Raw genomic sequence first — 19,147 nt, 5'->3', positions numbered from 1 at the left:
CAACAGTTGATTAGAGAGCGACGATATCGATGATCGTAGCAACAACAAAAATTGCAGAAAAACCGATAAACGCTACTATAAAGCCGATGCCGCTGTCAATCGCATCATTACGTTTGGACTGGACATCATGTTCAAATTCATTCATTGCTACACCTCCTAATTCCATACTAAGTATAGATGAAAGTGAAAGAAAAATCCATTAAAATCGCAGTTTTTAGGAGTTGTCACATACGTTGACACAATTTGTTCATAGAGTCCGTGCCTTATAAGTTATACGAGCGGAGTTGCGCATCGCAAATTCCGCCTCGTCGTGTAGAATTAATAGTATTTGTCCTTTTCCGCCGTCTCTCGATGGTTCGGTGTCATCGGTTCCTGCTTCGGTGCTAAATGATCAAGCTCTGTTAACTCTAGTGATATTTCTTCTTTCTCCTCAGATTTCAATTTTTTACGTGAATTTACGTCCAAACGATTAGATTTTTTCATCAATATAAACCTCCTTTACTTGCTAGTATGGAGAAATGATTGATTTTCATGTATAGTTATCACAGGTTTTTAATAGCAAGCAATCGGTAATTGAGGTGGAGAAAATGGTTACAAAAATTTGGAGTCAAATTGAAAAAGGTGATGTGCAGCCAGTTTATCTACTAACAGGCACAGAGCAACACTTACTTGATGAAACGATCAAAAAATTAATCAAAGCAATCCCTGGTATGACATCATCAGAAGTGAATCGTTTTGATTTAGAAGAAATTCCAATTCAGGCTGTACTCGAAGTGGCGAATGAATTTCCATTTTTAGTCGACCATAAATTAATCGTCGCAAAAAATTGTTCATTCTTGAAAGCGACGGATCATTCAAAGGAAAAGCAGAACCATCAACTAGAAATGTTGGAACAATGGCTGGAAAACCCATCGCCTACTGCTACCGTAGTATTTGTGGCCCCATATGAAAAATTAGATGCGCGGAAGAAAATAACGAAGAAAATAAAAAAGCATGCAGTCGTTGTAGAAGCCGTTGCTTTGCAAGGGCAAGATGTATCTACGTGGATAATGCAGCAAGGTAAGGATAAAGGAATTGAGTTTGATAAAAAGACCGCCGAATTTCTTATGGAGATATCTGGAACCGACTTACTCACATTGGCTACGGAAGTGGACAAGCTCGCTGGCTACTTAGCGTTTAATGGCATTGTGGATACTGCTGTTATTGAGCAACTGGTGACCAGGACACCTGAGATGGATGTATTCCGCCTAACGGATTCATTCGTCAATAATAAACGGGCGGAATCAATCACTGTCTACCATGATTTATTACGCAATGGAGAAGAGCCGATCATGCTAGCGTCACTCATAGCGAGTCAAGTCCGTTTAATGATACACGTGACAAATTTACGGAAAAAAGGCTATCAACAACAACAAATTGCCACAACGCTACGAATCCATCCATATCGTGTTAAATTGATGATGCAGCGACAGCTTCCGCCTTTGCAAGTGTTGCTAAAAGCATTGGATGATTTGGCAACGATTGATCTGCAACTTAAAACTACGAGTGGTAATCGCCAGCGTAAATTGGAATTATTTTTAATGAATGGTCTATAAGAACGCAAAAAAAGACTGCCGTCACGAGGAGGCAGTCTTTTAACATATCATTATTGAGCTTTTTTAGTTAGACGTGATTTTTGGCGAGCAGCAGTGTTTCTTGGGATAAGACCTTTACGGGCAGCAGTATCCAATTGTTTCACAGCATTTCTCAAAAGTTCTTCAGCGTTCTCTTCGTTATTCATAAGAGCCGCATCCGCTTTACGGATAGCAGTACGCATAGAAGCTTTTACGTTAGAGTTTTGCTCGTTCGCAGCAGCACTTTGTTTCACGCGTTTGATAGCACCTTTAATGTTTGGCATTTCATTCACCTCCAGCTTTCAGGTAAGGCAAGAGTGTTTCCACAATCATCCGGACATCTCTTTACAACAAGCATAATTTTAACAAAGCTACAGACAGATTGCAAGAAAAAAAGTAAAGCGATTCAACTTTACAGCAAACAATTCCAGAATAAACGCCGGTAAAATGCACAAACTTGCTAGTAGAGGTGAAGAAAATGAGCGAAATCAACTACTTTCGTACGGATTTAATCGATGAAAGTGACGAATTTGTCAGGCATCAGACAGAGTCAGAAGAAAAGAAATTGAAAAAAATGTCCGGAATACGTGTCGAAGAACAAACAATTGGTCGAATTAAGGCGACAACTGTAAAAGTAACGGCAGAAGGTGAAGAAGAAATCGGAAAAGCGAAAGGTACATATATTACGCTAACGATTCCGACACTTGCTGTTCACGAAATCGAAGAGCTTCAAGCGTTATGTGAACTTGTCGTCGAAAAAATGGACACATTAATAAAAGAGAATTTACCGGGCGGCGTAAAAAAAGTATTATGCGTTGGTCTCGGCAACCGAGAGATTACGCCAGACGCTGTTGGACCCGCCGTGATGGATTACGTGAAAGAGGTAATACCGGATTATTACGAAGCGGATGAGAGTGGTGTGATGGTTTATGCACCGGGTGTAACTATTCAGACCGGTTTGGAAACGGCTTCCTTCGTCAAAGCAATCGTCGATCAAAGTAAGCCCGATCTATTGCTCGTCGTTGATGCGCTTGCCGCGAGGAGTAGTGCAAGGCTTTGCCGCACGGTTCAGCTGACAGATACAGGCATTCATCCAGGCTCAGGTGTAGGGAACAGCCGCAAAGAGTTATCGGAGAAAAGTCTCGGTATCCCGGTCATTGCAATAGGTGTGCCAACGGTTGTGGACGGTCCTGTACTGGTGGCGGATGCTATTGACACGATGTTCGGCTATATCGCAGCGAAAATAGAAGAAGAGGGTATGCCTTCGTCTAAACTTTCAACGGGACGTTTTCCACAACGCATAACTAAAGATGCGGATCGCACAGCGCTGGGCCCTATATTCGGCGATTGGTCATCCTGGACGCATGAAGAAAGAATCCAATTATTTGAAGAAGTACTGACCAATCAAGAATTGTCGACATTTATATCTCCAAAAGAAATTGATTCATGGGTAGCGAACTACGCAACTGCATTGTCGACTTCATTAATTAGCTGGATTCATAAAGTAAATACATGAACTAGTCATTGACCTTTTTTCTTCCGCATAGTGTGGAAGATGGAGGGATTACTATGAAAAAAACTATGCAAATCTGGATGAGCGTAATCTTTGTATTGTTCATCTTTCCTGTCGTTCTGCAGTATATTCCCAAACAGCCGACCATCCCCACTGCCCTCTCGTTAAAGGAACCAAGCACAATAGTCTACGCATCCAATGTATTGGAAGAAGATATTCGTCCGAAAACAGAAGGGAGTGTGTTGATTTATTCGACTCACTCACATGAAGCGTATGAACCTATTACGAAAGCAGCGAACGGAAAAGTAGCGGTATCTCACCATTCAGAGAATATTTTAAAAGTGGGCGAGCGGCTAAAAGAGAATTTAATTTCACATGGCCTTGCGGCAGAACAGCTCGATATCGATATTGTGAAAATCATGCAACAACAGAAGATACCGTATCATCGCTCGTATGCTGCGATCAGGCCGTATGTAGAAAAAAAGGTTAATGAGCAGTCTTATGATTTAGTCATCGACATGCACAGAGATTCGCTAGGTCCTTCCAAAACGACGATTACACACGCGGGTCAACGCTATGCAAAAGTGGCATTCGTCATTGGAAGAGACCATCCGTATTACGAACGGAATCTGGCCAAAGCAAAGCAATTGAAAAATGAGATGGAAAAATTAGTGCCTGGGATTACACGGGAAATCATTATCAAAGGTGGCCGTGGAGTAGATGGTAAATACAATCAAGATTTAAATACGAGCATCATATTAATCGAAATGGGTGGGGTGGGTAATACGGAAATGGAGATCAATCAAACGATATCTGTCGTTGGTGAATCTATTTCCGCAATGATGATCGTGCAATAATCTTTCAAATATTGAAGTCTGAACCGTTCACTGCTATAATTCAAGTAGCTTAAATAGGTACGTACATGTAGGAGTGAACAGTGATGAATCAAGAGCAGAGAGCAGCACGTCAAAAAAACATCCGAAATTTTTCTATCATTGCCCATATCGACCACGGTAAATCAACGCTGGCTGATCGAATTTTAGAAAAGACGGAAATAGTGAAAACACGTAATATGAAATCACAATCATTGGATTCGATGGACCTAGAACGTGAACGCGGAATCACCATTAAACTGAATGCCGTTCAATTAGTATATACGGCAAAAAATGGTGAAGACTACACGTTACACTTGATTGATACACCAGGACACGTCGACTTCACATATGAAGTATCGAGAAGTTTAGCGGCTTGTGAAGGTGCTATTCTTGTCGTGGATTCGGCGCAAGGCATCGAAGCGCAAACATTAGCAAACGTCTATCTGGCGCTAGACAATGATTTGGAAATATTACCTGTTATTAATAAAATCGATCTTCCAGCAGCAGATCCAGATCGTGTGAAAAAAGAAATTGAAGATGTCATCGGTTTAGATGCATCTGAAGCAGTTTTAGCTTCTGCGAAATCTGGAATTGGGATTGATGAAATCTTGGAACAGATCGTAGAAAAAGTTCCGGCACCTCAAGGAGATCCGGAAGCGCCACTAAAAGCGCTGATCTTTGACTCCCATTATGATCAATATAAAGGGGTCATTGTCAATATCCGTATCGTAGAAGGAAGAGTAAAGCCTGGCGATATGATTCGCATGATGGCAACGGGTAAAGAATTTGAAGTACTAGAAATAGGTGTCTTCACTCCAGGTATTTCTCCACGTGACGAATTGACTGTAGGCGATGTAGGATTCTTATCTGCTTCCATTAAAACGGTAGGCGATACACAAGTAGGGGATACGATAACACTTGTCAATGATCCTGCAGAGGAAGCATTACCAGGTTACCGTCGTATGAATCCGATGGTGTTCTGCGGATTGTATCCAATCGATACATCTAAATACAACGATTTGCGGGAAGCACTTGAAAAGCTGGAATTGAATGACTCTGCACTTGAATATGAGCCAGAGACATCCCAAGCGCTTGGCTTTGGTTACCGTTGTGGCTTCCTTGGCCTGTTGCATATGGAAATCATTCAGGAGCGGATCGAACGTGAGTTCAATATTGACTTGATCACGACAGCACCGAGTGTTATTTATAAAGTAAACTTAACGGATGGTTCAACGATGAGTGTAGATAATCCATCGATGATGCCTAGTGCGCAAAAAGTAGACTTTGTGGAAGAGCCATATGTTAAAGCTTCCATCATGGTACCGAATGATTACGTTGGATCTGTCATGGAGCTTTGTCAGCGTAAACGTGGAGATTTTATGACAATGGATTATATGGACGCATCACGTGTCAATATCATCTATGAACTGCCGTTAGCTGAAATCGTCTATGACTTCTTTGACCAATTGAAGTCCAGTACAAAAGGATACGCGTCACTGGATTATGAATTGATTGGCTATAAGCGCTCGAAACTCGTAAAAATGGACATTTTGCTAAACGGCGAAAATGTGGATGCGCTGAGCTTTATCGTGCACAATGACTTTAGCTATGAACGCGGCAAGGCAATCGTTGAAAAACTGAAATCGTTAATTCCAAGACAACAGTTTGAGGTTCCTGTCCAAGCGGCAATCGGTCAAAAAATCGTTGCACGGTCTACTATTAAATCAATGGGTAAAAACGTTTTAGCAAAATGTTACGGCGGAGATATTTCCCGTAAACGTAAATTGCTTGAGAAACAAAAAGAAGGTAAGAAAAAGATGAAGCAAGTTGGTTCGGTGGAAGTTCCACAAGAAGCATTCATGGCTGTTTTGAAGATGGATGAAGATTAATTAAATTCAGTGAAAAGGGGGCAAACCGCCCTCTTTTTGCCGTTTACATACTTAAAAAGGATGTGACAGCATGCGGGGAGTGTATATCCATATACCGTTTTGCCAGCAAATTTGTCATTATTGTGATTTCAATAAAGTATTTCTTAAAAATCAACCTGTCGATCAATACATCGAATCGATCGGCAAAGAGTTTTATTATATGAAAGAAGCCGGTTATTCATTTGATGAAGTGGAAACTGTGTTTTTAGGTGGTGGTACACCTACAGCACTCAATGTTCCTCAGCTTGACCGGTTGTTGACAATTGTTTCAGAGTATATCGATGTCACAGCATTAAAGGAATTCACGACAGAAGCGAACCCTGATGATTTATCGGAAGGACAACTTTCTATATTGAAGGAAAAAGGCGTTAATCGCTTGTCAATTGGCGTGCAGACTTTCAACGAACGTCTACTGAAACAAATTGGGCGTACGCATTCCAATGAAGACGTGGAGAACGTCATTAAGGCTGCGCGTAAAGTCGGCTTCGAAAACATTAGCATCGATTTAATGTACAGCTTACCTACTCAGACAGTAAGAGAATGGGAAGAGACCATCAATCGGGCATTAGCGCTTGATCTCCCCCATTACTCGGCTTATTCATTGATTGTGGAACCGAAAACCGTCTTTTATAATCGAATGGTCAAAGGAAAGTTGCCATTGCCTGGAGAAGACATTGAAGCAGAAATGTTCTCGATGGTAATCGATCGCATGAATGCGGCAGGTCGCGATCAATATGAAATTAGTAATTTTGCTAAACCTGGTTATCCTTCGTTTCATAACCTGATTTATTGGGAAAACTCTCATTATGCAGGCATAGGTGCAGGTGCCCACGGTTATATCGGCAAAGAGCGTTATGCGAATGTCGGGCCGTTGACACATTACATTAATCTATTGGAGGAAGGGAAGTTACCTCGTAAAGAAGTACATGACGTAACTCTGGCTGAATCGATGGAAGAAGAAATGTTTCTCGGCTTACGAATCATCGAAGGGGTTTCGATGAAAGAATTCGAGCAGAAATTCGAGCGGCCGATTCATACAGTTTTTGGCACCCCGATAGAAAAATTGCAGCAGCAAGGGCTTCTACAAATCGATGGGGACCATCTTCGTTTGACTAGAAAAGGTGTATTTCAAGGGAATACAGTATTTCAGGAATTTTTATTAGGAGATTGAGTTTGATTCGTTGACATATAAAATAGAATTTGATAAATTATGAGTAGTATTAGCACTCGGGGTTAATGAGTGCTAACAGGAGTGATGATCATGTTGACAAACAGACAATTGCTCATACTACAATTGACAGTGAAAGATTTCATCGAGTCTGCTCAACCGGTTGGTTCCAGACAACTGTCGAAAAAGCCGGAAGCGCCATTTAGTTCGGCAACCATTCGGAATGACATGGCGGATCTGGAAGATATGGGTTATTTAGAAAAAACTCACACATCATCTGGAAGGGTGCCTTCCGAAAAAGGCTATCGGTTCTTTGTGGACCATTTATTGCAACCACAAGCTCTAGGCCTGGAGGACAGCTTGCAGTTGCGTACGGTGTTTCAGGAGAGAGTGGGAGAGTCGGAAGAATTAATTCGGAAATCCGCAACCATTCTTTCTGACTTGACGAATTATACGTCGATCCTACTTGGACCTGACACATCAACGCATGCCGTCAAGAAATTCTCTATTGTTCCACTCGATCAACAACGGGCAGTGGCGATTATCGTAACCGATAACGGACATGTGGAAAATCGGATTTTCGATGTACCACCTGGTCTCACTGCTTCGGAAATTGAGAAGACGGTAAATATTTTAAATGAACGCCTAATCGGCACATCGCTTGTGCAGTTGCAGCAAAAATTGCAACTCGAAGCGAAACATGTATTTGAACAGCATATTCACCAAGCTGAACAACTATTCAGCTCCTTGCAGCAAGCAATGGCAGTGGAGCCGGAAGAGCGATTGTATTTTGGCGGGAAATTGAATATGTGGAAACAACCGGAATTTCACGACTTCCAAAAGATGCAATCATTTTTTGAACTGATAGAGAAAGGCAATCCTGCCATGGGGCTTTTCCAAAAAAACGAACAAGGTATTCAAGTTCGTATAGGTTCTGAAAACAATGTGATTGAAATGGAAGACTACAGCGTGATTACTTCCACGTACTCGGCAGGAGAGAATATGGAAGGTTCCATCGCAATTATCGGTCCGAAGCGAATGGATTACGGAAGGGTCATTACATTGCTTGATATATTAAGCAATGATTTATCTTCTGCACTTCATCGATTAACGATCGGAAAAGACGGGAACGGGAGGCAAGACACGTGAAAGAAAACCAAGAGTTCGAAGAGCAACTAGATGAAAATCTTTCCGAAAATGAGCAAGAGCAAACCGAAGCGACAGATCAGCTAGATGTTGAAGTCGTCGAAGAGCTCACTACAGAACAAGAACTTGAGAAAAAAATAGATGAATTAACGAAAGCTCTTGAAGAAGAAGAGGGTAAAAGATTACGCGTATTAGCAGATATGGAAAACGTCAAAAGACGAGCTTCACTCGACTATCAAACGTTACAAACATACCGTGCACAAAACGTTATGGTGAATATTTTGCCTGTACTGGATAACTTCGAACGTGCACTTGCTGTTGAAGCAAAAGAGGAAGAGACGAAAGCCCTCTTAACAGGGATGGAAATGGTCTACCGTTCATTAGTAGAAGCTTTAAAATCTGACGGACTCGAAGAAATTGAAGCACTTGATCAAGAATTCGATCCGAACTTCCATCAGGCAGTGATGACAGGCAATGAAGAAGAGAAAGATTCTGGAATTGTTTTGGAAGAACTGCAAAAAGGATATAAACTTAAAGAGCGTGTACTACGACCGTCCATGGTTAAAGTAAACGAATAAAAAACTAAAGCATTCACATTATAGGAGGAAAATCACAAATGAGTAAAATTATCGGTATTGACTTAGGAACAACAAACTCAGTAGTAGCAGTATATGAAGGCGGAGAAGCGAAAGTAATTCCGAACCCTGAAGGTAACAGAACTTCACCATCCGTTGTCGCATTCAAAAATGGCGAACGACAAGTAGGGGAAGTAGCAAAACGTCAATCTATCACAAACCCTAACACGATCATGTCTGTTAAAAGACATATGGGTACGGACTTTAAAGTAGAAGTGGATGGCCAAGAATATTCTCCACAAGAAGTTTCTGCAATGATTCTTCAATACATGAAGGGCTATGCAGAAGAATACTTAGGCGAAAAAGTAACGAAGGCTGTTGTTACAGTTCCTGCATACTTTAACGATGCACAGCGTCAAGCAACAAAAGATGCTGGTAAAATTGCTGGTCTTGAAGTAGAGCGTATCATCAACGAGCCAACAGCAGCAGCACTTGCTTACGGTTTAGATAAAACAGATGAAGATCAAACTATCCTCGTATATGACTTAGGTGGCGGTACGTTTGACGTATCCATTCTTGAGCTAGGTGATGGAGTATTCCAAGTACGTTCAACTGCAGGAGATAACAAACTGGGTGGAGACGACTTTGATGATATTATCATGGATTACTTGGTACAAGAATTCCGTAAAGAAAACTCCATTGATCTTTCTAAAGATAAAATGGCTATGCAACGTCTGAAAGATGCAGCTGAAAAAGCGAAGAAAGATTTGTCTGGTGTAACATCCACTTCAATTTCTCTTCCGTTCATCACAGCTGGAGAAGCAGGACCACTACACATGGAAATCACATTAACTCGCGGTAAATTCGATGAGTTGACAGCGGACCTAGTAGAACGTTCTATGATTCCAACGCGTCAAGCACTTAAAGACGCAGATCTTACAGCATCTGAAATCGACCGTGTCATCTTGGTTGGTGGTTCTACACGTATTCCAGCAGTACAAGAAGCAATCAAAAATGTAACAGGTAAAGAGCCATTCAAAGGCGTAAACCCAGACGAAGTAGTAGCAATGGGTGCGGCAGTTCAAGGTTCAATCCTAACTGGAGACGTAAAAGACGTTGTACTTCTTGACGTAACACCTCTATCACTAGGTATTGAAACAATGGGATCTGTTTTCACAAAGCTAATCGACCGCAACACGACAATCCCTACAAGCAAATCACAGGTATTCTCTACAGCAGCTGACAATCAGCCGGCAGTAGATATCCATGTATTGCAAGGTGAGCGTCCGATGGCGACTGACAATAAAACATTAGGCCGTTTCCAATTGACGGATATTCCACCAGCACCACGTGGCGTTCCACAAATCGAAGTAACATTCGATATCGACAAAAACGGTATCGTCAATGTTAAAGCGAAAGATATGGGTACACAGAAAGAACAGAACATCACAATCCAATCTAGTTCAGGCCTTTCTGATGAAGAGATCGATCAAATGGTTAAAGATGCAGAAGCGCATGCTGAAGAAGATAAAAAACGTAAAGAAGAAGCAGAACTTCGCAACGAAGCAGATCAGTTAGTATTTATGGCTGAAAAGACACTTAAAGATATTGAAGGTAAAGTGGATGAAGCGGAAGTTAAAGAAGCGGAAGCAGCATTAGAAGAATTGAAAGCTGCTAATGAATCTGGAGACCTTGAAGAAATTCGTACGAAGAAAGAAAAACTTGACGAATTAGTACAAGCTCTATCTGTAAAACTATATGAGCAAGCTGCTGCAGAAGCACAAGCCGCTCAAGGTGATGCACAACCTGGTCAAGAAGACGACAGTGTAGTGGACGCAGATTTCGAAGAAGTAGAAGACGATCAAGATAACAAAGACACTAAATAAGTAAGTCGAAATAGCTATTGACGGAAAAGTCAAAGTCCGAAATTCCGGCTTTGACTTTTTCGTTTGTTAACTTAACAAAATTCGATATCAACGTGTTACAATGGACAACAGGTAAAATGCGATAAGGGGTGCAATGATGAGTAAACGAGATTACTATGAGGTGCTAGGCGTATCTAAATCCGCTACGAAGGAAGAAATCCGCAAAGCATACCGTACACTTTCTAAGAAGTTCCATCCGGACTTGAACAAAGAAGCCGATGCAGAATTGAAATTTAAAGAAGTGACAGAAGCATTTGAAGTGTTGAGCGATGAGAACAAAAGAGCTGAATATGATCAATACGGTCATAACGGACCAGGTGCAGGCTTCGGAGGTTTTGGTGGCGGAGGAGGTGCTGATGGCTTCGGTTTCGAGGACATTTTCAGCACATTCTTCGGTGGTAGTGGCAGAAGAAGAGATCCAAATGCCCCACAAAAAGGGAACGACTTACAATATACAATGACAGTCGACTTCATGGATGCTATTTTCGGAAAAGAAACGGAAATCGATATTCCTCGTGAAGAAGAATGTGATACATGTGACGGCTCAGGTGCTAAAAAGGGCACGAGCGTCAAAACATGTACGGAATGTAATGGTTCGGGTGAGATTTCTTTCGCTCAAAACACGCCATTTGGTCAAGTAGTGAACCGTAGAACTTGTCCTACATGTCAGGGGACAGGTAAAATTATTCCTGAAAAATGTGATACATGTCGAGGTAAAGGTCGCGTAACGAAAAACAAGGTCATTAAAATTACGATTCCGGCTGGAGTAGACCAAGGGCAACGTCTACGAGTAGGCGGTCAAGGTGAAGCGGGAATTAATGGAGGACCTCCTGGAGACTTGTACATCGTCTTTAATGTGCGTCCACATAAACGTTTCATTCGTGAGGAAGACGATATCATTTTGGAATTGAACTTGACGTTCCCACAAGCATCATTAGGTGATGAACTCGAAGTCCAAACGGTGCACGGAAAAGTGAAGTTGAAGATTCCAGCTGGTACACAAAACGGCACAACTTTCCGACTTCGCGGCAAAGGGGTTCCAAACGTACATGGTCACGGAACAGGCGATCAGCATGTCATCGTTAAAGTGACTACACCGAAAAAGATGACGGAGCGACAAAAGGAATTACTGCGTGAGTTTGCATCAATTGAAGGAGAATCACCAGATGAGTATTCTAGCTCATTCTTCGATAAAATCAAACGCACTTTTAAAGGCGAATGAAAGGATTGACGAACTGTGAAATGGTCTGAAGTTTCCGTGCACACGACACATGAAGCAACTGAGGCGGTAGCGAACATCTTGCATGAAGCAGGCGCTAGCGGAGTCGTTATTGAAGACTCCGAAGAACCTGGTAAAGAACGAGTAGACCAATATGGCGAAATATATGCATTAGATAAGGATGACTTCCCAAGTGAAGGTGTCATTATTAAAGCTTACTTGCCTGTCAATAGTTTCATCAACGAAACAGTTGAAAATCTCGAATTAGAAATTGAAGGCCTCCGTCAATTTTCATTAAATCCAGGACGCTTTACTATAGGCATCACAGAGGTGGATGAGGAAGATTGGGCTAACTCATGGAAACAATACTTCCATCCGGTGAAAATCTCGAAGCGTTTTACCATTGTTCCAACATGGGAAGAGTATACGCCAGTGGAATCTGATGAATTGATCATTGAATTAGATCCCGGAATGGCTTTCGGTACAGGTACACACCCTACGACGGTCCTCTGTTTACAAGCGCTGGAGAAGTACCTAGAACCTGGTCAAACGATCGTTGATGTAGGCACAGGTTCAGGTGTGCTAGCAATAGGTGCTGCTTTACTTGGTGCCAAACATATTACCGCGCTTGATCTAGATGAAGTAGCTGTACGCGCTGCACAGGAAAATGTCACGTATAACCACGCAGATGATCGCATCACCGTCTTGAAAGGTAATCTTCTTGATTCGATTGAAGAACCACCTGACATGATCATTGCGAATATCTTGGCGGAAGTTATTATGTCGTTTTCAAAAGATGCTTATCAACTCGTTAAACCAGGCGGCCTTTTCATTACATCGGGTATCATTGGAGCGAAACGGGACGAAGTGCGTAATGACCTAACGGCACAAGGTTTTGAAATTGTGGAAACGGTTCTTATGGAAGATTGGGTAGCGATCATTGCGCGTAAGGGCAGTGAATAATCATGCAACGTTATTTTCTAAATCAACCATTTAATGAGCAGCACGAAGTAGCAATCAGCGGGGATGATTATAAGCATATTGTCAAAGTGATGCGTATGACGCCGGGTCAGGAAATCCTGACGGTGTATGATGGCGTCGCTTCGGTAGCGGTGATCGACAGCATTTCTGAAGACTCCGTTACCGTTTCACAGCAGAAACAACTGGACCAATCTAATGAACTACCGATTTCTGTTACGATTGCCTGCGGATTGCCTAAAGGTGATAAACTCGATTTGATTACCCAAAAAAGTACAGAACTCGGTATGACTCGATTGATTCCTTTTGCTGCGAGTCGATCGATCGTAAAATGGGATGCTAAAAAAGGTGATAAACGCATAGAACGTTTGCAAAAGATTGCCAAGGAAGCTGCTGAACAATGTCATCGTAACCAAGTGCCTGAGATTTTATCCGTTCAAAGCGTCAAGCAACTGATCATGTATACAGATTCCTTTGATGTCAAATTGTTTGCGGATGAAGAAGATGCGAAAAGTGATGTTCCGCATAAGATTGCGGACCGTCTGAAAAACGTGTATCATGGACAATCAATAGTAGTTGTTTTTGGACCGGAAGGCGGATTAGCGCGCGAAGAAGCCGCTTTACTTCAAGAGGCCGGTTTCCTTCCAGTGTCGTTAGGACCTAGAATCCTGCGCACGGAAACAGCACCTTTATATGTATTGTCCGCTATGTCTTATGAATTTGAATGAAAGAAGTGAACAACTTATGTCTTCAGTTGCTTTTCATACACTGGGCTGCAAAGTGAATCATTATGAAACAGAAGCTATTTGGCAATTGTTTCAAGAAGCAGACTATGAAAGAGTAGAGTTTGATAAGAATTCTGATGTCTATGTTATTAATACATGTACCGTAACGAACACCGGTGATAAAAAGAGCCGACAAGTAATCCGTCGTGCTATTCGTAAAAATCCAGATGCAGTAATCTGTGTAACGGGTTGTTATGCACAAACATCACCGGCAGAAATTATGGCGATTCCTGGTGTGGATATTGTCGTCGGCACACAAGATCGTTCAAAATTGCTTGGGCTGATCGAACAATTCCGTGAAGAGCGCGAGCCGATTAATGCGGTGCGCAACATTATGAAAAACCGTGTTTATGAAGAACTTGACGTGCCGTCATTTACAGATCGCACACGTGCTTCGTTAAAAATACAAGAAGGGTGTAATAACTTCTGTACGTTCTGTATCATTCCGTGGGCTAGAGGATTGATGCGCTCACGTGATCCCGAAGAAGTTATTCATCAAGCACAACAACTTGTCGACGCGGGTTATCTTGAAATCGTCTTAACAGGTATTCATACAGGTGGTTATGGTGAAGATTTAAAAGGCTATAACCTAGCTCGTCTATTACGTGACTTGGAACAACAAGTAAAAGGATTGAAACGTCTCCGTATTAGTTCAATCGAAGCAAGCCAATTAACAGATGAAGTGATCGATGTATTGCGTGACTCTAATATTGTCGTACGCCATTTGCATATCCCCATTCAATCGGGTTCAGATACCGTACTCAAACGGATGCGTCGCAAATACACAATGGAATTCTTCTCTGATCGATTAACTCGTCTGAACGAAGCGTTACCTGATCTTGCTATCACATCCGATGTCATCGTAGGTTTCCCTGGTGAAACGGAAGAAGAATTCATGGAAACGTATAACTTCATTCGTGACCATAAGTTTTCCGAGCTCCATGTATTCCCTTATTCGAAGAGAACGGGTACACCTGCTGCTCGAATGGAAGACCAAGTCGACGAAAGTGTAAAAAACGAACGCGTGCACCGTTTATTAACGCTGAACGATCAATTAGCAAAAAATTATGCTGCTCGATTTGAAGGCGAAGTACTCGAAGTTATTCCTGAAGAAAGCTTTAAGCAAGATACGGATCAAAATCTCTATGTAGGCTATACAGATAATTATTTAAAAGTAGTCTTACCTGCAGATGAAACGATGATCGGTCAAATTGTGAAAGTGAAAATTACTAAAGCGGGCTATCCTTACAATGAAGGCCAACCTGTCCGTGTACTGACAGAAGAAAAAGTCATGATATAACATGGACCACCTATAATGGGTGGTCTTTTTCGTGCAACAAAATGCAGGCTTTGGTATACTGAAAAAAACGATATGTAAAAAGGAGCGCTTTCATTGACTACAAACTATGCCGCTTATATTGATCATACGTTGTTAAAGGCAGAAGCAACTAAACAGCAGGTACTCGAATTATGTAAAGAGGCAAAAAAATATTCTTTCGCCTCAGTCTGTATTAATCCAATCTGGGTTAAAACAGCGGCAGAAGCTTTACAAGGCACGGAAGTAAAAGTATGCACTGTAATTGGCTTCCCTCTAGGTGCAAGTACATCCGAAGTTAAAGCTTTCGAGGCCAAAGATGCGATTGCGAACGGTGCAACTGAACTAGATATGGTTATCAATATTGGCGCATTACAAAGTGGGTTGCTTGAACAAGTGCAAAATGATATCGAAGCCGTAGTAGAAGCAGCAAAAGATCAAGCTTTAGTAAAAGTGATCATCGAAACATCATTGCTCGATAATATTCAAAAACGTACAGCATGTGAACTGGCGGTACTTGCAGGAGCGGACTTCGTCAAAACATCGACTGGATTCTCCACTGGCGGTGCTACTGCGGAAGATGTAAAGCTTATGCGTGCGGTAGTAGGTCCAGCAATTGGAGTGAAGGCAAGTGGTGGTGTTCGCAGTGCTGAAGACGTAGATCGCATGATTGAATCGGGTGCAACACGTATCGGTGCGAGTTCAGGTGCTGCAATTATGCAAGGTCTCTCATCGTCATCTGATTATTGATCACTTTTTAAAAAGTAATTCATAAAATTTATCATGATATTCTAATAGTTTTTATTGACCAAACCGAATATATACGTTATAATTTTATAGTACATAGCAAAGTGCTATGTTTCGAAGTGTGTGTTTGGAGGGAGGGACAAGAGATATGACTAAGACAGTCGTTCGCAAAAATGAATCACTTGAAGACGCTCTTCGCCGCTTCAAACGTACTGTATCCAAGAGTGGTACAATACAAGAGAGTAGAAAGCGTGAATTCTATGATAAGCCAAGTGTTAAACGTAAAAAGAAATCAGAAGCTGCACGTAAGCGCAAGTTCTAATTTCTGCCTACATTGAATTTTGATATTACCTACTAATGTAATTTCTTATAAACCGAAAATCCTTCACTGGATTTTCGGTTTATTTTATTGTCTGGAATATACTAAGCTATTTATAAAAGTAGTTGGCGAAGGCCAAGAGGGATTGGCATTTCGGGTGGAACGCTTATCCTGAGGTCTCGCCTGTCGAACTGATCCTCTGGAGTGGCCCCTCCTACGTGCCAATCCCTTGCAATGTAAATGGATGATACTTTTTGTTGTGTATTAAAGTTGTGTTTATCATCTGTTTTGAACTTGAATAAGTTTAGGAACAAAAATAATTCACACACTGGCTCCAATGAATATTCTAAGTATCTTTACTCAATAAGCAGGATGTAAGCTGGCGGCGAAGTGCTAAGCTGTGCTCCTAACGTTTCGCTTTTACTCGCTAAAGCCGTTCTTCGTTACGGCTCTTCCCGCGGGCCCATGGGAAAGCGTCCCCCAACTGGAGCTTCCATCCCCTCACAAACACTAATTCACCTCCGGGCTTTCATAACTTTCAACACAACTTCAATAATTATGCTCATGAATGTCCATATATAATCCATATACTAACAAGCCATGACGCAACGAAAGAAAAACTTTTATTTAATTGCAATTAAATGAAACCAAATGCTTCTTCAAACGTAAATAGTAAGTATAATAGGCAGTAGAGAGAGGTGAGAACATAATGTCTAAAATGATTAGGTCCGTTTTTCTGCTCATTTTATTCATCGGTACAATCGCATTGCCTTTTATACACTCAGACGCAGCTGAAACAAAAGTATATCAAGTACCCCTTCATCAAGAAGTAGAAAAGGGGCTGCATGCCTTCCTACAGCGTTCATTTAAAGAAGCTAAAGCTGAAGGCGCAGAGACGATTGTGTTGGATATAGACACTCCTGGAGGCTTTGTGGACGCTGCTGATCAAATCGCAAAGCTGATGAAAACAACTGACGATGTCAAAATCGTCGCATTCATCAATGATCGTGCGCTATCTGCTGGGGCTTTCCTTGCACTTTATGCAGATGAAATCTACATGACACCAAACGGTTCTATTGGAGCTGCACAAGTCATCGATGGATCTGGAAATGCAGCAGAGACGAAAGCCAATAGTTACTGGTTGGCACAAATGAAAAATGCCGCAAAGCACAATGGCCGTGATCCGCAATATGCATTGGCGATGGCTAATCCAGAAATCGATCTTCCGGACTTACGTGCACAAAAAGGAGAACTTCTGACACTCACTGCTGACGAAGCTGAAAAGGTAGGGTACAGTGAAGGGACAGTAGCTTCATTTGACGAGTTACTGAAGAAGCTGGACTTGGAAGATGCGCAAGTCATCTCTACAGCGGAAACGTTTACAGAGAAAATGGCTCGATTCATCACCAACCCAGTCGTTGTACCGATTTTACTTTCCGTTGCGAGTCTCGGACTGATTGTAGAATTATATTCACCAGGCTTTGGTGTGCCGGGGAGCATGGGGCTTACAGCTCTATTCTTATTCTTCTACGGACACACAGTAGCAGGTCTAGCAGGTTATGAGACATTGTTATTATTCCTGCTCGGTGTAGCACTTATTATTGCCGAATTCTTTGTTGCAGGAGGGATAGCTGGTATCTTCGGGGTCTTGGCTATCATAGGAAGTATTTTATTGGCAGGCACAAACTTGGCATTCATGGCAGTTTCGGTGCTAATTGCGATAGCCGTAGCGTTGATAGGAGCAGTGGTTATTATGAAATTCTTCGGTAAAAAACTTCATCTATTGAATAAAATCATTTTAATGGATACGATGGATACGGAAAGCGGTTACGTTTCCAACAAAAATCGTAATGAGTTATTGCAGAAGGTGGCAACAACGATTACTCCACTTTATCCATCTGGCGTCGCTGAAGTAGATGGCGAACGCATCGATGTAGTATCAGAAGGTCGTTACATCGAAAGTGGTAAAAAAGTAGTGATTGTAGCAGTAGAAGGTTTTAGAATCGTAGTAAGAGAGAAGAAAGAGGAGGAACAAGGCTTATGATGGGACTAGGAACAATCGGGCTGGTAGCAGCAGTCTTTATTATCATCATCGTACTGGCGATATTCTTTACATTCGTTCCAGTAACGCTATGGATTTCCGCCATTGCGGCAGGCGTTCGAGTAAGTATCTTCACATTAATCGGTATGCGTTTACGTCGGGTTATTCCGAGTAGAGTAGTTAACCCATTGATCAAAGCACATAAAGCAGGTTTGACAGTATCAATCAACCAGTTGGAAAGTCATTACTTAGCTGGTGGTAACGTAGACCGCGTAGTGAACGCATTAATCGCCGCGCAACGTGCGAACATTGATTTACCGTTTGAAAGAGCGCAAGCGATCGACTTGGCAGGACGTGACGTACTGGAAGCAGTTCAAATGTCCGTTAACCCGAAAGTTATCGAAACACCATTTATCGCGGGTGTTGCGATGAACGGTATCGAAGTAAAAGCAAAAGCTCGTATTACAGTTCGTGCAAACATCGACCGTCTAGTCGGTGGTGCGGGTGAAGAGACAGTTGTTGCTCGTGTTGGTGAAGGTATCGTATCAACAATCGGTTCTTCAATCAGCCACGCGAAAGTATTGGAAAACCCAGATTTGATTTCTCAAACTGTTTTGAAAAAAGGTTTGGACTCAGGTACGGCGTTTGAAATTCTATCCATTGATATTGCTGATGTTGATATCGGTAAAAACATCGGTGCAGAACTTCAGACAGAACAAGCGATGGCAGATAAAAACATTGCACAAGCTAAAGCGGAAGAACGTCGCGCTATGGCTGTTGCAAGCGAGCAAGAGATGAAGGCCAAAACTCAGGAAATGCGCTCGAAAGTTGTGGAAGCAGAAGCTGAAGTACCTTTGGCTATGGCAGAAGCTTTGCGTTCTGGGAATATTGGCATCATGGATTACATGAACTACAAAAATATCCAAGCCGATACAAGCATGCGTGATTCAATTAGTAAAACAGGAACAGATCAACAAACAAAAGACTAACTATAACAAGA

General features: G+C 41.9%; 19 protein-coding genes. 16 read left to right on the top strand and 3 right to left on the bottom strand.

Annotated elements, in window-relative coordinates; genetic code table 11:
* Positions 1–10: 10 nt before the first annotated feature.
* Positions 11–145 carry a YqzM family protein gene (locus CSV64_RS08865; RefSeq protein WP_029054667.1) on the bottom strand — a complete coding sequence of 45 codons (135 nt, stop codon included), beginning with the start codon at positions 143–145 and terminating at the stop codon, positions 11–13.
* A 173-nt stretch (positions 146–318) separates the two neighbouring features.
* Positions 319–483, bottom strand: coding sequence for a hypothetical protein (locus CSV64_RS16650; RefSeq protein ID WP_158233022.1), 165 nt, complete (start codon positions 481–483; stop codon positions 319–321).
* Positions 484–587: 104 nt separating this feature from the next.
* On the opposite strand from CSV64_RS16650, the gene holA reads away from it, so the two are divergent.
* Positions 588–1,595: a DNA polymerase III subunit delta gene (gene holA, locus CSV64_RS08860; RefSeq protein WP_099634180.1), complete on the top strand. Its 1,008-nt coding sequence runs from the start codon at positions 588–590 to the stop codon at positions 1,593–1,595.
* A gap of 50 nt (positions 1,596–1,645) precedes the next feature.
* Here holA and rpsT read toward each other — a convergent pair whose 3' ends face one another.
* A complete protein-coding gene (rpsT, locus tag CSV64_RS08855) occupies positions 1,646–1,897 on the bottom strand; it encodes a 30S ribosomal protein S20 (protein WP_099634179.1) in 252 nt (83 codons plus the stop codon).
* A 194-nt stretch (positions 1,898–2,091) separates the two neighbouring features.
* On the opposite strand from rpsT, the gene gpr reads away from it, so the two are divergent.
* From gpr to floA, 15 genes are all read left to right on the top strand, one after another.
* On the top strand, positions 2,092–3,129 hold the full coding sequence (gene gpr, locus CSV64_RS08850; protein WP_099634178.1) for a GPR endopeptidase: 1,038 nt from the start codon (positions 2,092–2,094) through the stop codon (positions 3,127–3,129).
* A 53-nt stretch (positions 3,130–3,182) separates the two neighbouring features.
* Positions 3,183–3,983: a stage II sporulation protein P gene (gene spoIIP / locus CSV64_RS08845; RefSeq protein ID WP_233190426.1), complete on the top strand. Its 801-nt coding sequence runs from the start codon at positions 3,183–3,185 to the stop codon at positions 3,981–3,983.
* 83 nt (positions 3,984–4,066) lie between these two features.
* A complete protein-coding gene (lepA, locus tag CSV64_RS08840; RefSeq protein WP_099634177.1) occupies positions 4,067–5,890 on the top strand; it encodes a translation elongation factor 4 in 1,824 nt (607 codons plus the stop codon).
* Positions 5,891–5,960: 70 nt separating this feature from the next.
* Positions 5,961–7,100 (top strand): radical SAM family heme chaperone HemW, encoded by a 1,140-nt coding sequence (hemW, locus tag CSV64_RS08835; RefSeq protein ID WP_099634176.1) that lies wholly within the window; start codon positions 5,961–5,963, stop codon positions 7,098–7,100.
* A gap of 90 nt (positions 7,101–7,190) precedes the next feature.
* On the top strand, positions 7,191–8,246 hold the full coding sequence (hrcA, locus tag CSV64_RS08830) for a heat-inducible transcriptional repressor HrcA (protein ID WP_099634175.1): 1,056 nt from the start codon (positions 7,191–7,193) through the stop codon (positions 8,244–8,246).
* Entirely contained in the window at positions 8,243–8,821 is a 579-nt protein-coding gene (gene grpE / locus CSV64_RS08825; protein ID WP_099634174.1) for a nucleotide exchange factor GrpE, read from the top strand. Before hrcA ends, grpE begins: the two co-directional genes overlap by 4 nt.
* Positions 8,822–8,859: 38 nt before the next feature.
* Positions 8,860–10,704, top strand: a complete 1,845-nt coding sequence (gene dnaK / locus CSV64_RS08820; protein WP_099634173.1) for a molecular chaperone DnaK — start codon at positions 8,860–8,862, stop codon at positions 10,702–10,704.
* A gap of 136 nt (positions 10,705–10,840) precedes the next feature.
* Positions 10,841–11,965, top strand: coding sequence for a molecular chaperone DnaJ (gene dnaJ / locus CSV64_RS08815; RefSeq protein WP_099634172.1), 1,125 nt, complete (start codon positions 10,841–10,843; stop codon positions 11,963–11,965).
* Positions 11,966–11,980: 15 nt separating this feature from the next.
* Positions 11,981–12,925 (top strand): 50S ribosomal protein L11 methyltransferase, encoded by a 945-nt coding sequence (gene prmA, locus CSV64_RS08810; RefSeq protein ID WP_099634171.1) that lies wholly within the window; start codon positions 11,981–11,983, stop codon positions 12,923–12,925.
* Between the two features lie 2 nt (positions 12,926–12,927).
* Complete coding sequence (locus CSV64_RS08805) at positions 12,928–13,668, top strand: 16S rRNA (uracil(1498)-N(3))-methyltransferase (protein WP_099634170.1); 741 nt, start codon at positions 12,928–12,930, stop codon at positions 13,666–13,668.
* Between the two features lie 16 nt (positions 13,669–13,684).
* On the top strand, positions 13,685–15,025 hold the full coding sequence (gene mtaB, locus CSV64_RS08800) for a tRNA (N(6)-L-threonylcarbamoyladenosine(37)-C(2))-methylthiotransferase MtaB (RefSeq protein WP_099634169.1): 1,341 nt from the start codon (positions 13,685–13,687) through the stop codon (positions 15,023–15,025).
* A gap of 93 nt (positions 15,026–15,118) precedes the next feature.
* Positions 15,119–15,790 (top strand): deoxyribose-phosphate aldolase, encoded by a 672-nt coding sequence (deoC, locus tag CSV64_RS08795; protein WP_099634168.1) that lies wholly within the window; start codon positions 15,119–15,121, stop codon positions 15,788–15,790.
* Between the two features lie 145 nt (positions 15,791–15,935).
* A complete protein-coding gene (rpsU, locus tag CSV64_RS08790; RefSeq protein ID WP_029054680.1) occupies positions 15,936–16,109 on the top strand; it encodes a 30S ribosomal protein S21 in 174 nt (57 codons plus the stop codon).
* A gap of 706 nt (positions 16,110–16,815) precedes the next feature.
* Positions 16,816–18,150, top strand: coding sequence for an NfeD family protein (locus CSV64_RS08785; protein WP_099634167.1), 1,335 nt, complete (start codon positions 16,816–16,818; stop codon positions 18,148–18,150).
* The gene (floA, locus tag CSV64_RS08780) at positions 18,150–19,136 is read left to right on the top strand and encodes a flotillin-like protein FloA (RefSeq protein WP_099634227.1); all 987 of its coding nucleotides are present in this window, start codon (positions 18,150–18,152) and stop codon (positions 19,134–19,136) included. The genes CSV64_RS08785 and floA overlap by 1 nt, the downstream gene beginning before the upstream one ends.
* Positions 19,137–19,147: the final 11 nt, after the last annotated feature.

The sequence above is a fragment of the Sporosarcina sp. P32b genome (assembly GCF_002743335.1).
Lineage (GTDB): Bacteria > Bacillota > Bacilli > Bacillales_A > Planococcaceae > Sporosarcina.
This window is presented reverse-complemented; position numbering and strand designations above follow the sequence as displayed.

Coding starts and splice junctions, on each gene's coding strand:
- lepA (WP_099634177.1), top strand. CDS start 4,067: ATGAATCAAGAGCAGAGAGCAGCACGTCAAAAAAACATCCGAAATTTT.
- rpsU (WP_029054680.1), top strand. CDS start 15,936: ATGACTAAGACAGTCGTTCGCAAAAATGAATCACTTGAAGACGCTCTT.
- CSV64_RS08865 (WP_029054667.1), bottom strand. CDS start 145: ATGAATGAATTTGAACATGATGTCCAGTCCAAACGTAATGATGCGATT.
- hemW (WP_099634176.1), top strand. CDS start 5,961: ATGCGGGGAGTGTATATCCATATACCGTTTTGCCAGCAAATTTGTCAT.
- holA (WP_099634180.1), top strand. CDS start 588: ATGGTTACAAAAATTTGGAGTCAAATTGAAAAAGGTGATGTGCAGCCA.
- CSV64_RS08805 (WP_099634170.1), top strand. CDS start 12,928: ATGCAACGTTATTTTCTAAATCAACCATTTAATGAGCAGCACGAAGTA.
- floA (WP_099634227.1), top strand. CDS start 18,150: ATGGGACTAGGAACAATCGGGCTGGTAGCAGCAGTCTTTATTATCATC.
- dnaJ (WP_099634172.1), top strand. CDS start 10,841: ATGAGTAAACGAGATTACTATGAGGTGCTAGGCGTATCTAAATCCGCT.
- CSV64_RS08785 (WP_099634167.1), top strand. CDS start 16,816: ATGTCTAAAATGATTAGGTCCGTTTTTCTGCTCATTTTATTCATCGGT.
- hrcA (WP_099634175.1), top strand. CDS start 7,191: ATGTTGACAAACAGACAATTGCTCATACTACAATTGACAGTGAAAGAT.
- gpr (WP_099634178.1), top strand. CDS start 2,092: ATGAGCGAAATCAACTACTTTCGTACGGATTTAATCGATGAAAGTGAC.
- dnaK (WP_099634173.1), top strand. CDS start 8,860: ATGAGTAAAATTATCGGTATTGACTTAGGAACAACAAACTCAGTAGTA.
- rpsT (WP_099634179.1), bottom strand. CDS start 1,897: ATGCCAAACATTAAAGGTGCTATCAAACGCGTGAAACAAAGTGCTGCT.
- CSV64_RS16650 (WP_158233022.1), bottom strand. CDS start 483: ATGAAAAAATCTAATCGTTTGGACGTAAATTCACGTAAAAAATTGAAA.
- spoIIP (WP_233190426.1), top strand. CDS start 3,183: ATGAAAAAAACTATGCAAATCTGGATGAGCGTAATCTTTGTATTGTTC.
- mtaB (WP_099634169.1), top strand. CDS start 13,685: ATGTCTTCAGTTGCTTTTCATACACTGGGCTGCAAAGTGAATCATTAT.